General features: G+C 68.7%; 12 protein-coding genes. 11 read left to right on the forward strand and 1 reads right to left on the reverse strand.

The window, feature by feature from the left end; translation table 11 throughout:
* Window positions 1-238 precede the first annotated feature (238 nt).
* The 11 genes from J2Y70_RS03305 (at window position 239) to J2Y70_RS03355 (ending at window position 11,416) form a co-directional block, all read left to right on the forward strand.
* Complete coding sequence (locus J2Y70_RS03305) at window positions 239-2,203, forward strand: peptidoglycan-binding protein (protein WP_309913290.1); 1,965 nt, start codon at window positions 239-241, stop codon at window positions 2,201-2,203.
* Window positions 2,204-2,552: 349 nt separating this feature from the next.
* Window positions 2,553-3,110, forward strand: coding sequence for a lysozyme inhibitor LprI family protein (locus J2Y70_RS03310; protein WP_309913294.1), 558 nt, complete (start codon window positions 2,553-2,555; stop codon window positions 3,108-3,110).
* 49 nt (window positions 3,111-3,159) lie between these two features.
* Window positions 3,160-4,539: a peptidoglycan-binding domain-containing protein gene (locus tag J2Y70_RS03315; protein WP_309913297.1), complete on the forward strand. Its 1,380-nt coding sequence runs from the start codon at window positions 3,160-3,162 to the stop codon at window positions 4,537-4,539.
* Between the two features lie 311 nt (window positions 4,540-4,850).
* Complete coding sequence (locus J2Y70_RS03320) at window positions 4,851-5,522, forward strand: M15 family metallopeptidase (protein WP_309914657.1); 672 nt, start codon at window positions 4,851-4,853, stop codon at window positions 5,520-5,522.
* A 29-nt stretch (window positions 5,523-5,551) separates the two neighbouring features.
* The gene (locus tag J2Y70_RS03325) at window positions 5,552-5,749 is read left to right on the forward strand and encodes a CPXCG motif-containing cysteine-rich protein (protein ID WP_309913299.1); all 198 of its coding nucleotides are present in this window, start codon (window positions 5,552-5,554) and stop codon (window positions 5,747-5,749) included.
* 199 nt (window positions 5,750-5,948) lie between these two features.
* Window positions 5,949-6,338, forward strand: a complete 390-nt coding sequence (locus J2Y70_RS03330) for a hypothetical protein (RefSeq protein WP_309913302.1) — start codon at window positions 5,949-5,951, stop codon at window positions 6,336-6,338.
* A 225-nt stretch (window positions 6,339-6,563) separates the two neighbouring features.
* Window positions 6,564-6,920, forward strand: coding sequence for an EF-hand domain-containing protein (locus J2Y70_RS03335; protein ID WP_263395996.1), 357 nt, complete (start codon window positions 6,564-6,566; stop codon window positions 6,918-6,920).
* Window positions 6,921-7,166: 246 nt separating this feature from the next.
* Window positions 7,167-7,580 carry an EF-hand domain-containing protein gene (locus tag J2Y70_RS03340; RefSeq protein WP_309913307.1) on the forward strand — a complete coding sequence of 138 codons (414 nt, stop codon included), beginning with the start codon at window positions 7,167-7,169 and terminating at the stop codon, window positions 7,578-7,580.
* A 22-nt stretch (window positions 7,581-7,602) separates the two neighbouring features.
* Window positions 7,603-8,370, forward strand: a complete 768-nt coding sequence (locus tag J2Y70_RS03345) for an HAD family hydrolase (protein ID WP_309913310.1) — start codon at window positions 7,603-7,605, stop codon at window positions 8,368-8,370.
* 608 nt (window positions 8,371-8,978) lie between these two features.
* Entirely contained in the window at window positions 8,979-9,521 is a 543-nt protein-coding gene (locus J2Y70_RS03350) for a hypothetical protein (protein ID WP_309913314.1), read from the forward strand.
* 533 nt (window positions 9,522-10,054) lie between these two features.
* Complete coding sequence (locus J2Y70_RS03355) at window positions 10,055-11,416, forward strand: VOC family protein (RefSeq protein WP_309913317.1); 1,362 nt, start codon at window positions 10,055-10,057, stop codon at window positions 11,414-11,416.
* Window positions 11,417-11,916: 500 nt separating this feature from the next.
* Here the strand turns inward: J2Y70_RS03355 and J2Y70_RS03360 are convergent, their stop codons facing one another.
* A complete protein-coding gene (locus tag J2Y70_RS03360; RefSeq protein WP_309913320.1) occupies window positions 11,917-15,048 on the reverse strand; it encodes an efflux RND transporter permease subunit in 3,132 nt (1,043 codons plus the stop codon).
* Window positions 15,049-15,079: the final 31 nt, after the last annotated feature.

The raw sequence follows: 15,079 nt of genomic DNA on the forward strand, positions 1-15,079 counted from the left end.
GTTGGTGTCGGGGGTGTTGTAACACGCTAACCCCTGGCCTCCCCCACAAAACCAACAAAAACACCCCATTACACCCGGGGGTGCCCGTCGCGGGCCCCCGCCCCACGGCGGCAGCAAGAATGCATTACCCGCAGTACCCGAATTGTTTTGTTGACCGCGCACTAACAAGCTCACGGACGAGCTCGGTTGACCTTGTCGGCGCACGCCGCCGTATATCAACCTCAAGGAGTAACACGAGATGGCACGCGATTACACGAAGGCCGAGAACCTCGACATCATCGAGCGTGAGGCCAAGGAACGCCACATTCCGGTCGACGATTTCATGCGTTTCGCCTATATCGAAACCGGTGGCAGGTTCGACGAGCAGGCCAGCCGCGGCCCGAACAGCGCCAAGGGCCTGTTCCAGTTCACCCCCGGCACCGCAGCGGCCTACGGGATCAGCGGCCGCGAACTGGATGCGGTCGCCAACACCGATGCCGCGGCGCGCCTGTACCAGGACAACCAGCATTCGCTGACCCGTCAGCACGACCGCGACCACCGCCCGTACCTGTCCGGCAAGCCGCAGCCCGATGGCCTGGACATGTACATGGCGCACCAGCAGGGCGCCGGCGGCTACCGTTCGATCCAGGCCGCGGTCGCCACCGGCAACTTCGCACGCGAAGACACGCGCTCGAACATCCTCAACAACGTGCCGCGCGAACGGGATGCGGCCGGCGCGAGGCAGTTCGAGGCCTACACTGGCGCCTCGCTGGCCGAGTTCAAGAAGATGTCCGACCAGGACATGGCCAAGACCTTCCTGAAGTACTGGGACACCAAGTTCGACCACATCGCGATCCCGGAAAAGGGCATCAAGCCGGTCGCCGAAGGCCAGGCCCAGGCCACGCCGGGCCAGCACGCCGAGCAGCGCGCGCAGACGCCGCAGGCTGCCGCGCAGACCACGCCGGCCGCCGCCAAGCAGCAGGGCGACGGCGGCATCCAGCTCACCGCCGCGCACGCGATGGGCATCAAGTACGACGACGTGCAGTACGCGATCAACATCAAGGGCCACAAGCTCTACCACCCCGGCGCGGACGGCAAGCACCTGGAGCAGGGCTACATCGATTGCTCCGGCTGGGTGTCCGAGCTGCAGAACGCCACGATGCGCGAGATCAACCAGAAGGCCGGCCACACCGTCTTCGGTCGCCAGGACATGCTGGCGCAGGGCATGAACGGCTCCGGCGGCATCGTCAAGAAAGCGTTCGACAATTCCGGCGTGCTGCTGCAGGGCCAGGACGTGTTCAAGCCGGGCGCGCTGAAGGAAGGCATGGTGATCGGCGTGGATGCCGGCAACACCAAGCACGAGCACTGGAAGGGCATCGACCACATCCTGATGGTGGTGCGCGACCCGAAGAGCGGCGAACTGCAGGTCAGCCAGTCCAGCGGCAGCAAGGGCGTGAACACCATGCCGCTGGACGATTACCTGGCCGGCCACAAGAACGCCAAGCTGTTCGCGTCCGACCCGCTGGCCAAGGCGCGCGACCTGCTGCAGGACAGGCAGCAGACCCAGTCGCAGCACCAGGGCGGCGATGCGCGTACCGGGCTGAAGCCGGGCGAGCAGGGCCCCGACGTGAAGGCGATGCAGCAGGGCCTGATCGAGCTCGGGATCAAGGACAACAGCGGCAAGCTGCTGACCGGCACCGGCTACTACGGCGACAAGACCAAGGAAGTGGTGGCCAACCTGCAGCGCGAGAAGGGCATCGAGCCGACCGGCATCGCCGACAAGGTCACGCTCGATGCGCTGAGCAAGCTGCAGGCGCAGGGCAAGGAGGCCAAGCTCAACCCGGCGGCCGCCGAGGCGCAGCGTGCCGACAATCCGCTGTTCACCCAGGCGCTGGAGAAACTGCAGAAGCAGGGGCCGAACGGCGGTTTCAACAGCCGCGAGGAACTGCAGCGCGCGGCCGGGCAGGTGGCGTTCGAGGCCAAGGTGGGCGGCATGTCGCGCATCGACGACGTGGTGCACAGCACCGACGGCAAGGGCCTGATCGCGGTGGAGCGCAACCCGAACAATCCGCACGACGTGAACCGCGCCTACGTGGACAAGCAGCATGCCGCGACGGTGCCGCTGGAACAGAGCCAGCAGCAATTGGTGGCCGAGACCCAGCGGCAGGCGCAGGAGCAGCAGGCCCAGGACCAGCGTACCCAGACGCAGTCGCCGACGCGCTGATCCGCACGCCGGCAGCGGCTGCCGCCGACAAGTGTCGGACGGCAGCCGAGGCCGCTGCGGTTGCCGATCGCGCTGGCCGCCGGCGAGCGTGCTGCAAGCCGCATGGCGGCATGCCAGGCAACGCCTGCGTCAGCGACTAGGGTTGCTGCGCGCTTGCGGCGAAGCGCGAGGTTGAAGTGGACGTCCGATGCAAGACGCTCCACCGATCTTCGCGTTGCCTGCAGCATCGTGGCGTCGTTCGAACATCGCGTCGCGTGACGTCGCAACGCGACGCCGCGTTGGACATGGTTTCGACGATCGTTTAGAACTGCCCTCCCTCATCCGCATCACCACAAGGCGAATTCCGACAGTGGCCATCGTCAAGATTTTTCATGTTTCCTGCGTGCTGGCGCTCTGCGGCCTGACCGCTGCGTGCAACGGCGGATCTTCCGCGCCGGCGCCGGCATCGGCTTCTGCGTCGGCACCCGCCGCCAGTGCGCCGGCAACCGCACCGGCGGCGCCCGCAGGCGATGCGCCCGCGGCCGATCCGCAAGCGGCGAGCGCGACGTCCACCCAGGCGGATGCCGCCGCCGCACCAGCGAAACCTTCAGGAGAGACCGTCGTGCTGCGACCTTCCTATGACGCATGCATCAGCGCTGCCGCTGGCGTGACGCCGACGATGCAGGATTGCATCGATACCGAATACCAATACCAGGATGGCCGCCTGAACACCGTCTACAAGGCGCTGATGGCCAAGCTGGGCGATGCGGAAAAGAACGCGCTGCGCGAGCAGCAGCGCAAGTGGGTCGCCGATCGCGACGAACAGTGTTTCTACGATCCCGACAGCGGGCAGGCGGGGCGCGTGGACGCCGCCGAATGCCGGTTGGACATGACGGCCAAGCGCGCGGACGAACTGGAAGCGCGCTGATTCCTTCAGTGGTTTTTGCAATGCAACTTTTTAGACAAGGAGATGGACGATGAGCGACAAGGATTGGGAACTGGGTCAGACCTCCAAGCACTACGAGACCGGCGGCCGCGGGGCGAGCACGGTGTCTTCGGGCATCGACGATCCCGGCGGCGTGTCCTACGGTTCCTACCAGATGACCTCGCAGGTCAAGACCAAGGAAGGCACCGTCATCGTGGGCGGCACCGTCGCGGCCTTCGTCAAGGACAGCAAGTACGCCGACGACTTCGCCGGCCTGAAGCCCGGCTCGGCCGAGTTCAGCGCAAAGTGGAAGGACCTGGCCAGGACCGATGACACCTTCGCGCAGGAGCAGCACGACTACATCAAGCGCACGCACTACGACAGGCTGGTCGACCGGTTGCAGGACAAGGGCGTGGACCTGTCCGACCGCGGTCCGGCGGTGCAGGATGCGCTGTGGAGCACGGCGGTCCAGTACGGTCCCGGCAGCGACAAGAAGCCGGGCGGCTCGGGCGTGTTCCTGAATGGATTGGAAGAGAAGTTCGGCAAGGACTACGACCTGTCCAAGCTCTCCGACAAGGACATCGTCGGCGCGGTGCAGGATTACAAGGCCGACCACGTCAAGGGACTGTTCCCAAAGGTGGAGAGGCAGAGGACCCTGGATTCGCTGCAGAACCGCGCCGAGAACGAAAAGGCCGACCTGCTCAAGCTGGCGGACCAGGACAAGACGGTCACCCGGACCGGCGAGCAGCCGGCCAAGCATGAGCGGACGTCGCAGCCGGACAAGTCCCACGGCGGCAACAGCCCGCATGCCGACAATGGCGACGGCGTGCTCAAGCGCAACGAGCAGGGCGCCGCGGTGAAGGACATGCAGGAAAAGCTGTCCAAGCTCGGGTACCTGGACGCGAAGGACGCCATCGGCACCTACGGTCCGAAGACCGAGGCGGCGGTGGAGAAATTCCAGCAGGACCACCGGCTCAAGGGCGTGGACGGCAAGGCCGGCCCGGAGACGCTCGCCTCCATCGACAAGAACCTGCAACAGCAACAGGGCGTGGAGCAGTTGCGCCGCGACAATCCGATGTTCGACCAGGCGGTCAAGCAGATGGAGAAGCAGGGACCGAATGGCGGCTTTGGCAGCCGCGAGGAGATGCAGCGCGCGGCCGGGCAGGTGGCGTTCGAGGCCAAGCTGAGTGGCATGTCGCGCATCGACGACCTGGTGCACAGCACCGACGGCAAGGGCGTGATCGCGGTGGAGCGCAACCCGAACAATCCGCACGACGTGAACCGCGCCTACGTGGACCGGCAGCAGGCCGCGGCGGTGCCGCTGGAGCAGAGCCAGCAGCAGTTGGCGGCCGAGACCCAGCGCCAGGCGCAGGAGCAGTCCCAGGACCAGCAGCGCAACCAGGCGCAGTCCACGCCCTCGCCGACGCGCTGATCCGCGTCGCCCGATACCGGCGGCCGCCGACAGGAGTGTCGGACGCCGCCGGTGTCGGCTCGCTCGCGGGCACCGGGTCGATCGCGACCTCTATTGCCTGCAGACGCGCACCCGTGTGCCAGCCGTCGCAGCGCTGGCGCGCGCCCTCTCGAATCCACGGCGCACGCCGGCCGCCCTGCACGGCGATGGCCTATGCTGCGCGGATGCCGCACCGCGCCGCCACCGTTTCACGTTTCTTGCCGTGTGGCATTCGTCTGCTGCCGCCTGCGCGACGCTGCGTGTCCGCCTTGTTCGGCGCGTGCGCCGTCATCATGGCGAGCGCGGCGATGAATGCGGCGGCCGCTCCAGTCCTGTCGCCGGCGACCACGCCCGCGCAGGCCGGACTGGTGGACGTGCACGACGTCGCGCCGGAGATCGCGCTGGACATCCGCTATGCCGGCCACGACAACTTCACCGGCCGCCCGGTGCCCGGCTACGAGGCGCCGAAGTGCTACCTGCTGGCCCCGGTCGCGCAGGCGCTGGCACGGGTGCAGCAGGCGTTGCACGCCGAGGGCTACCGCCTGCAGGTGTTCGACTGCTACCGGCCGCATCGCTCGGTACGCGCGTTCGTGGCCTGGGCCGGCGACCTCGGCGACCAGATCGGCAAGGCGCGCTACTACCCACACCTGGACAAGCGGGTGCTGCTCGGCGACTACATCGCCGAAAGCTCCGGCCACAGCCGCGGCGCCACCGTCGACCTGGGCCTGCTCGACTGCCGCAGCGGCCAGTGCGCGCCGCTGGACATGGGCACCGGCTTCGACTTCTTCGATCCATCCGCGCATACCGACGCGCCCGGCATCGATGCCGCACAGCGCGCGAACCGTCAGCGCCTGCTGCGCGCGATGGCGGCGCAGGGCTTCGCCAACTATCCGCTGGAATGGTGGCACTACACCTTCCAGCCCGAGCCCAGCCCCGGCACCGCCTACGACGTGCCGGTACGCTAGGCGTCCCGTTTCGCTGCACAGGCCAAGACATGTCCGGCATGCAAAGCTTCATCGACCTGCAATGCCCGTATTGCGGCGAATGGATCGACCTGGCTCTGGATCCGTCGGTCGAGGCGCAGCAGTACGTGGAGGATTGCCAGGTCTGTTGCCGGCCGATGCTGGTGACGGTGCGCTGGGACGAGGACGGCGCGCCGATGGTGAGCGCCAGCGCCGAGAACGATGGCTAGCTAGCGCGTTCGATCCAGGCGCTGCTGGCCTGTAAGCGCTGCACAGAGAAAGACGGCAGCGCGGGGAGCCGGCTCCATGGGGCCAATGCCTGCGTACCGGCCCGATGCGTCCACGCGCAGCCGCGGCACGCGGCATCGTTCCCGCACATCGCAAGCGACACCGCCTAGACTGGCGCTCTCGACCACTGGAAGCACCGCAATGAACCTGCCGCTGCACTTCGGCCTGCTGGGCTCGCTCGAAGCCGGGCTGATCGCGCTCGCGCTTGGGTTCCTGATCTATGCGCTGTGGCATCGCCTGTGCCGCTGGCTGCAGTGGACCGACGGCCATGCGCTGGGCTGGTCGTGCCTGATCGCGGTCGTCGCGTCCGCCGGGATCGATTGCTGGAACCTGTTCTACACCGGCATCGTGCGCCTGGAGTCGCCGTTGTACGCGCGGCTGGCGCTGGCCAGCATCCACGATCCGAACGAACTGGGCACCCGCGTGGTGCTGGAAGTGTCAGGGGCGCTCGCCGGCGTGGCCGCCGGCTGGGTCGCGTTCAGTTCGCGTTCAAGCGAAAAATCCGGCGATGGCGACCGCGAAATCGTGTGAAAAACACGCTTTTTTTCCAGTTTGCGAACGGCTCGAACGAACGGCTTACCGCATGCTCACCGGCCGCTAACCAAGCCGGTAGCGCGTGTGTCCGGCGCAGTGGTTAACGAAGCGTTGCCTGCGATTTTTTGCAGGGGAATGGATTCAGCCTGGCACCGGCACGGTGTGGCCATGCACCGGATTCGACCGGGCATGCCACAACCGAGAGAGCAAAGGAGACCACCCATGAACATTCGCAACCGCACGCCGCTGATCGGTACCGCCGCCATTCTCGCCGCCGCACTGGCCCTGCCGGCCTTCGCCCAGGATGCGCAGAGCGATGCCGCCACCCAGGCGCAGTCGCCCACCAGCGCGACCGGCCAGTCCGCACAGTCCGGCGCCTCCGGCGGCGGCCAGACCTGGGCGGACGTGGATACCGACAGCGATGGCGCCATCAGCAAGCAGGAGGCGCAGGTCAACGCAGGTCTCAGCCAGATCTTTTCGCAGGCCGATGCGGACCACAACGACAAGCTGACGCCCGACGAATACAAGGCCTATGTCGCCAAGCAGCAGGGCGGCGCAGCCGGCAGCGACGGCAAGTAACGCGTCATCCGGCAACGCGCTGACGACGGCACGTGCATGACGAGGGCGCGTGCCGGTTCCGGCGGGTTGCTGCGGCGACACCGGTCGCCGCGCAGTTCTAGCGAGGCGCATGCGTGAGGAACATGCGCAAGGAAGGGCGGCCTGGGTGCCGCCCTTCTGCTGTGCGCACTTGCCAGGAACGGAACAGGCGCCCGTCAGCCGCAGCACAAGGTGTAGGGTAGCGGTCCGCCGACTGCCGAGGCTGCCATGGCCCTGTTCCGCCGTTCGCTGCGCCTATGCCTGGCGCCGTTGTCGATGAGTCTCGCCGTCGCCGGCGTGGCCGCGGCGCAGCAGGACCCGGCCGCGCCGGTGTTGCCGCTGCCGGTCCCGACGCCTGCGTCCGTTCCGACGCCGGCACCGCTGCCGCCGTTGCCCGCACCGCCAGCCTCGACCCTGCCGGTGCCGCCCGCGCCCGCCAGCGATGCCGGCGCCGCCGCCGGCGCGCGCAGTTTCGCCGCGCTGGACCTGGACCGCGACGGCCGTATCGGCCGCGCCGAAGCCGTGGCGGACCCAGTCCTGCGCGAGACCTTCGACACGTTCGATGCCGATGCCGACGGCGCGCTGTCGCGCGAGGAGTACGCGCATTACCAGCCCGGCCCCGGCGACCCTGTAGCGCAATGAGCCGCGCTGCTATGCTTTCGCGATGCCTACGCCTACCGCTCTGCGCTCCTCCGCCATCGCCCTGGTCGGCTTCGACGGCGACGACACCCTGTGGAAGAGCGAGGACTACTACCGCGACGCCGAAGCGGCGTTCGAAGCCATCCTCGGCCAGTACCTGGACCTGCGCGACGCCGGCACGCTGCAGCATCTGCTGACGGTGGAGCGGCGTAACCTGAAGGTGTTCGGGTACGGTGCCAAGGGCATGACCCTGTCGATGATCGAAGCGGCGATCGAGCTGACCGAGGCGCGCATTTCCGCACGCGATGTGCAGCGCATCGTCGAGATCGGCCGTGCCACGCTGCAGCATCCGGTGGAGGTGATCGCCGGCGTGCGCGAGGCGGTGGCCGCGATCGCCGCCGATTTCGAGGTGGTGCTGATCACCAAGGGCGATCTGTTCCATCAGGAAGCGAAGATCGAACAGTCCGGGCTTGGCGCGCTGTTCCCGCGCATCGAGATCGTCTCGGAGAAGGACCCGACGACCTACGCCAAGGTGCTGGCCGAATTCGGCATCGGCGCCGAGCGCTTCGTGATGATCGGCAACTCGCTGCGCTCGGACGTGGAACCGGTGATCGCGCTCGGCGGCTGGGGCATCCACACGCCCTATGCCACCACCTGGGCGCACGAGGCCGAGCATGGGCTGTCCGCCGATGAGCCGCGCCTGCGCGAGGTGGCCCTGGCCGCGGACTGGCCGCAGGCGGTGGCCGACCTGAACCGGCATGCGGCTGAGCAGGGAGCGTTGCCGCTGGCGTGATGGGCAGCCGCTGCGGCCGTCCCGGCGCCGTGATCGCTGCCGAGCGCTGCGCCGCGATGGGTTGCCAGCACTCGTTGCGCGGCCAGCGCCGGCTGGTCTGGGCAGCAGGTAGCGCGAACGCAGGTGCTGCCGTCCGACTCGCGCGGCATCGAATACAGCGTCTTGAGCTGTGGTAGGCGACCTGCGCGGCTTCGTCGAGCGGGGTGTAGAACTGGGTCGCCACGCCCGCAGCGATGCCGGCCGAACGGTTGGCCAGCGGGCTCGCGAACCGCGCCGGCCTGACCGTCGGTCAATTTGTTCTTGCCGCAACGGCGCTGCGCTGTCGGCGTCGATCTCCAGGCGATCTTGCGCCTTGCGCAAGCCAAGCGTTCCGCCAGATTGGCAGGCACGACGACGTCCATGGCGGGTTCGGTGCCTGGCGGCGGTGTCGGACCGTCAGCTGCAACTCCTTCTCGTCGTAGTGGCCTCGCACCGTCGGCGTCGATCTTCCATTCAAGCCGCTCTTGGGCTGGCGCCAGCCGCGCGCTGCACCAGATTGACGGATGTGGCGGCTTCCATGACGCCCGCAAAACCCTGACAGCGATGCCGGCATCCGGCAGAATCGGCGCATGCCGTCCCGCCTGCGCTCCGCCTGTCTGATCCTGCCGCTGGCGCTATGCATGGCCGGCGCGGCCGTGGCCCAGGACGCGCCGGCGCCGAGCGCCGCCGCCCCGGCTGCCGACGCACCCGGCAGCGACGATGCCTGGATCGACCGGCAGTTGCTGGACATCGACCGCTACGCCGCGCGTTATCAGGACAGCTTTCTCGACGAGGTCGCGCGCTACGCGCAGCTGCCGCGCGGCTACGCCGAGGCGCTGCTGCGCGAGCGTCGCTGGCCGCCGCGCGACATCTATTTTGCCGGCTTCCTGGCCAAGGCCGCGGGGGTGCCGTACCGCGAGGTGGTGCGTGCGCGGGCGGCCGCCGGCCCGGCAGCGAGCTGGGCCGACGTGGCGCGCGCGCTGCAGGTCGAGCCGGGCTCGCTGACCTACCGCAGGCTGCGCCACGCCATCGTCGCCAGCTACGACCACTGGGACCGCCCGATCGTGCTGGACGCGCTGCTGCGCCGCCAGCTCGGCGATCGCGCGCAGCGCGATCAGGCGGCGGCGCAGTAGGCGGCGAACCGCAGGGAACGCCCTGGATGGCCGGTGACGCGAACCGTCGCGCAAATGCTTTCGCAGCGCGCACGCAACCAGCGAAATCCCTTGTGGGAGCGACTTCAGTCGCGACGCGGCGATCTCGGCACACACCCACCTGGCCGAACGGATGTCCGAATGGCATGGGAAACCCCGCGAGCTTGTTGCTTCGCTCGTCGCGACTGAAGTCGCTCCCACATGGGTGTCGCAGCCGGCCTGTGGGTGATCATGGCCGGGCGGCAGATGCTGTCTTGCTCCGATACCGCCCCGGCCTGAATTTTCCCGTCCTGGACTTGTGCGCGGAGCATGCCCCGCGTTCCGCCCTCTCCGGCCCGATTTTTCCTGATCCGGCACCTCTCCTGGGCTTCGGTGCGGGCATGCGCCGAAGTCCGCCCTGGATGCTGCACACATGGCTTCAATCTCCCGCACGACTGGCCGCGCCGTCGCCGCGGCGCGAGAATAGGCGTTCTGCCGGACCCGTGTCCGGCGCTACCGCCGCTCCGGACCGCCCGATGACCACTGCCTTCGTTTCGCCCGATGCCATCCGCAGCCTGTTCGCGCAGGCCATGTCCGACATGTACCGCACCGAGGTGCCGCTGTACGGCACGCTGATGGAACTGGTGGCGCAGGTCAACGTGGCGACCCTGGCCGCCGATCCGGCGCTGGACGCGCAACTGCAGCGCAACGACGAGCGCGCGCGGCTGGACCAGGAACGGCATGGCGCGATCCGTGTCGGCAGCGCCGAGGAACTGGCCACGCTGCGCCGGCTGTTCGCGGTGATGGGCATGCATCCGGTCGGTTACTACGACCTGTCGGTGGCCGGCGTGCCGGTGCACTCCACTGCATTCCGCCCGCTCGACGCGGCGGCGCTGGCGCGCAATCCGTTCCGCGTGTTCACCTCGCTGCTGCGGCTGGAGCTGATCGAGGATCCGGCGCTGCGCACGCAGGCGGCGCAGATCCTCGCGCGGCGGCGCATCTTCACCGATGCCGCGTTGCAGCTGATCGAACGCTGCGAGCGCGACGGCGGCCTGGGCGAGGCCGATGCGCAGCGCTTCGTCGCCGAGGCGCTGGAAACCTTCCGCTGGCATGGCGACGCGACCGTGCCGCTGCCGACGTATCGGGCGCTGAGCGATGCGCACAAGCTGATCGCCGACGTGGTCAGTTTCCACGGTCCGCACATCAACCACCTGACCCCGCGTACGCTGGACATCGATGCGGCGCAGGCGGAAATGCTGCGCCGGGGCATCGACGCCAAGGCGGTGATCGAAGGCCCGCCGCGGCGGCGCTGCCCGATCCTGTTGCGCCAGACCAGCTTCAAGGCGCTGGAGGAAACGGTGCGCTTCCCGGCTGGCGATGGCGCCGCCGAGGCCGGCACGCATACCGCGCGCTTCGGCGAGATCGAACAGCGCGGGCTGGCCCTGACCGCGAAGGGCCGCGCGCTGTACGACGCCCTGCTGGAGCGCGCCCGCGCCGCCGATGGCAGCGCCGGCGGCGACTACGCGGCGCGGCTGCAGGCCGCGTTCGCCGATTTTCCCGACGATTACGCCACGCTGCGCCGCGAAGGCCTGGGCTATTTCCGCTACGCGCTGACCGATGCCGGCCGCGCCGCCGGTGCCGCGGCGTTGGCCGGCAAGCCCGCCGAAGCGCTGATCGCCGACGGCCTGGCCAGCGCCGACCCGATCGTCTACGAGGACTTCCTGCCGGTCAGCGCCGCAGGCATCTTCCAGTCCAACCTCGGCGGCGGCGAGCAGCGCGCCTATGCCGCGCACGCCAACCGCGCCGCATTCGAGCAGGCCCTGGGCGCCGCAGTGCACGACGAGTTCGCGATCTACGCCGGCATCGAGCGCGCCTCGCTGGACGCCTTGCAGAGCTAAGCACAAAGCCCCTCTCCCATTGGGAGAGGGGTTGGGGTGAGGGTACGGCGCGAAGCGTCTCGCTGGGTTTGGGTACACGAGGCTGCGCCCGGACCCTCATCCGCCCCTTCGGGGCACCTTCTCCCGAGGGGAGAAGGGGCGCAACCTAGCCCTTCTCCCGCCGGGAGAGGGGTTGGGTGAGGGTACGGCGCGAAGCGTCTCGCTGAGTTCGGGTACACGAGGCTGCGCCCGTACCCTCATCCGCCCCTGCGGGGCACCTTCTCCCGAGGGGAGAAGGGGGCGCAACCTGCCCCTCTCCCGCCGGGAGAGGGGTTGGGGTGAGGGTACGGCGCGAAGCGTCTCGCTGGGTTTGGGTACACGAGGCTTCGCCCGTACCCTCATCCGCCCCTTCGGGGCACCTTCTCCCGAGGGGAGAAGGGGAGCAACCTAGCCCTTCTCCCCTCGGGAGAGGGGTTGGGGTGAGGGTACGGCGCAAGCGCCGCGCCCATACCTCGCGGCGACTAGTGCGATGCGGCCGGTTGCCCCGCCGCACGCGCTAGGCGTCGCTCTCGGCGCCGGGCGCGGCGCGCCCGCCAGCGTTCGCGCAGGCAGGAGAAGATCACGTACAGCGCCGGCGTGCTGAGCAGGGTCAGGCTCTGCGAGATCAACAACCCGCCGATCATCGCGATGCCCAGCGGGCGGCGCAGCTCCGAGCCTTCGCCCAGCCCGACCGCCAGCGGCACCGCGGCCAGGATCGCCACCATCGTGGTCATCATGATCGGGCGGAAGCGCACCACGCAGGCCTCGCGCACCGCGTCCAGTGGCGACTTGCCGTGCTCGCGCTCGGCGACCACGGCGAAGTCGATCATCATGATCGCGTTCTTCTTGACGATGCCGATCAGCAGCACCAGCGCGATCATCGAGATCACCGACAGTTCGGTGTTGGTGACCCACAGCGCCAGCAGCGCGCCCATGCCCGCGGCCGGCAGCGTGGACAGGATCGTCACCGGATGCACCAGGCTCTCGTAGAGCATGCCCAGCACGATGTAGACCACCACGATCGCCGCCAGCACCAGGACCAGCATCGAGTTCGGCTGCAACTGCACGCCGAAACCGCCGCCGTCGGCGATGCGGATGTCGCCGGGCATGCGCAGGCCGTCGACCGTGGCCTTGATGATCGCGTCGCCTTCGCCGGTGCTCACCCCAGGCGCCAGGTTGTAGCTCAGGTCCATCGTCGTGTACTGGTTCTGATGGGTGATCTGCGGCGGCGCCAGGCCCGGCACCTGGTGCGCCACCGCGGTCAGCGGCACCATCGCGCCGCTGCGCGTGGGCACGTAGATCCGGTCCAGCGCCGCCGGCGTGGCGGTCTGCTCGGGCAGCGCGTTGACCACCACGCTGTACTGGTTGAGGTCCGAATAGATGGTGGAGATCTGGCGCTGGCCGAACGCGCCGTACAGCGCACCGTCGATCGCGCCGATCGACACGCCCAGGCGCGCGGCCTGGGCACGGTTGATGACGATGTTCTGGCGCAGGCCGGCGGTGTCCACGTCGGTACCGACATCACGCAGCTTCGGGTTCTGCTTCAGCGCCGCCTGCAGCTTGGGCAGCCACTCCTGCAATTGGGCGTTGTCGTTGCCCTGCAGCGAGACGCGGTACTGCGCGCCCTGGCTGGTGCCGCCGCCGCCGTCGCTGGGCAGGTCCTGGATCGCGCGCAGGCGCAACTGCAGGTCCGGGTAGCGGTCGGCCTTGGCGCTGAGCCGCGACAGCACCTGCGCGGTGGTCTCGGTGCGGCCCTCGTCGCGGGTCTTGAGCTCGATGTTGAAGCTGGCGCTGGAACCCTGGCGGCCGCTGCCCAGGCGCGCGCCGACGATCTTCACCGCCGGATCGGACATCAGCATGTCGGTGATGCGGCGCTGGCGGTTGACCATGTCGGCGAAGGACACGGTGGCGCTGGAACTGGCGCGGCCCCAGATCAGGCCGGTGTCCTGCGCGGGAAACGAACCCTTCTTCACCGCGCCGGCCAGGAACACCGTGGCGGCGATCAGCAGCAGCGGGGTCAGCGCCAGCAGCAGCGCGTGGCGCAGCGAGAAGTCCAGCGCGCGGGTGTACACGCGCAGCATGCCGGCGTGCACGCGGTCCAGCCAGGCGCCGAAGCGGCTCGGCCGTTCCGGTTCGGCGTGCGCGGACAGGAAGCGGCTGCACAGCGCCGGGGTCAGGGTCAGCGAGACCACCGCCGAGACGCAGATCGCCGCAACCAGGGTCACGGTGAACTCGCGGAAGAACGCGCCGATCATGCCGCTGGCGAACAGGAGCGGGATGAACACCGCCACCAGCGAGGCGGTGATCGAGACGATGGTGAAGCCGATCTCGCGCGCGCCGGCCAGCGCCGCGTCCAGCCGCGACATGCCCTCGTCGAGGTGGCGCATGATGTTCTCGATCACCACGATCGCATCGTCGACGACGAAGCCGATCGCGATCACCAGCGCCAGCAGGCTCAGGTTGTTCAGGGTGAAGCCCATCACGTACATCGCCAGCGCCGCGCCGGCCAGCGACAGCGGCACGGTGGCCGCGGCGATCAGCGTCGGCGCCAGCCGGCGCAGAAACAGCGCCATGGTCAGCACCACCATCGCCAGGCTGATCAGCAGCGTGGCCTGGACTTCGTTCAACGAGGCGCGGATGGTCGGCGTGCGGTCGAAGTAGGCGGACATCCTGGTGCCCGGCTGCAGGTAGCCGCGCAGCATCGGGATCTGCGCCTTGACCCGGTCCACCGTCTCCACGATGTTGGCGCCGGCGCGGGTGAACACGTACATCACCACCGCCGGCCTGCCGCCGAACCAGGCGGCCTGGTAGGCGTCCTGCTGGCCGTCGTAGACGTTGGCCACGTCGCGCAGGCGCACGGTGCGGCCCTCTTGCTGCGAGATCACCAACTGGCCGAAGTCGGCGGCCTTGGCCACCGAGTCGTTGGCCACGATCGCGGTGGTGGAGCTGCCGTCGCTGAGGAAGCCGGTGGGCGAGGTCACGTTGGCCGCGCGCACCGCATTGCGCAGGTCGTCCGGGGTCAGCCCCATCGCGTTGAGCGCGCGCAGGTTCACGTCCACCCGCACCGCCGGGGTGGAGGCGCCGCCGATGTCGACCGAGGCCACGCCGCTGATCTGGCGCAGACGCTGCGCCAGCAGCGAGTCGGCGACGTTGTACAGCTCGTCGGCCGATTGCGTGTCCGAGGTCAGCGCGATGGCGATGACCGGATCGTCGTTGGGATTGGCCTTCTGGTAGCGCGGCGTGGACAGGCCCGAGGGCAGGTCGGCCTGCGCGGCGTTGATCGCGGTCTGCACGTCCTGTGCGGCCGAATCGATGTTGCGGTCGTTCTGGAACACCATGAACACTTGGCTGTTCCCCTCCGAACTGGAGGAGCGCATGGTGTCGATGCCGGGCAGCTGGCCCAGGTGCCGTTCCAGCGGCGCGGTGACCGTGGCGGCCATGGTCGAGGCGTCGGCGCCGGCCTGGCTGGCCTGCACGAAGATCACCGGGATCGAGATGTTCGGCAACGCCGCCACGCCCAGGCGCAGGTAGCACATCATGCCGATCACGAACAGGCCGATGGCCATCAGCGCGGTGCCGATCGGGCGGCGGATGAAGGGGGCGGAGAGGTTCATTCTGTGGGGACCGGGGACCGGGTTGCCGGGA

Origin of the sequence: Xanthomonas sp. 1678 (genome assembly GCF_031455575.1) — a bacterium.
Lineage (GTDB): Bacteria > Pseudomonadota > Gammaproteobacteria > Xanthomonadales > Xanthomonadaceae > Xanthomonas_A.

What these genes read in the sequence shown, in the direction of transcription:
- J2Y70_RS03305 (WP_309913290.1), top strand. Translation starts at nt 239, where the DNA reads ATGGCACGCGATTACACGAAGGCCGAGAACCTCGACATCATCGAGCGT.
- J2Y70_RS03315 (WP_309913297.1), top strand. Translation starts at nt 3,160, where the DNA reads ATGAGCGACAAGGATTGGGAACTGGGTCAGACCTCCAAGCACTACGAG.
- J2Y70_RS03320 (WP_309914657.1), top strand. Translation starts at nt 4,851, where the DNA reads ATGGCGAGCGCGGCGATGAATGCGGCGGCCGCTCCAGTCCTGTCGCCG.
- J2Y70_RS03325 (WP_309913299.1), top strand. Translation starts at nt 5,552, where the DNA reads ATGTCCGGCATGCAAAGCTTCATCGACCTGCAATGCCCGTATTGCGGC.
- J2Y70_RS03330 (WP_309913302.1), top strand. Translation starts at nt 5,949, where the DNA reads ATGAACCTGCCGCTGCACTTCGGCCTGCTGGGCTCGCTCGAAGCCGGG.
- J2Y70_RS03335 (WP_263395996.1), top strand. Translation starts at nt 6,564, where the DNA reads ATGAACATTCGCAACCGCACGCCGCTGATCGGTACCGCCGCCATTCTC.
- J2Y70_RS03340 (WP_309913307.1), top strand. Translation starts at nt 7,167, where the DNA reads ATGGCCCTGTTCCGCCGTTCGCTGCGCCTATGCCTGGCGCCGTTGTCG.
- J2Y70_RS03345 (WP_309913310.1), top strand. Translation starts at nt 7,603, where the DNA reads ATGCCTACGCCTACCGCTCTGCGCTCCTCCGCCATCGCCCTGGTCGGC.
- J2Y70_RS03350 (WP_309913314.1), top strand. Translation starts at nt 8,979, where the DNA reads ATGCCGTCCCGCCTGCGCTCCGCCTGTCTGATCCTGCCGCTGGCGCTA.
- J2Y70_RS03355 (WP_309913317.1), top strand. Translation starts at nt 10,055, where the DNA reads ATGACCACTGCCTTCGTTTCGCCCGATGCCATCCGCAGCCTGTTCGCG.
- J2Y70_RS03360 (WP_309913320.1), bottom strand. Translation starts at nt 15,048, where the DNA reads ATGAACCTCTCCGCCCCCTTCATCCGCCGCCCGATCGGCACCGCGCTG.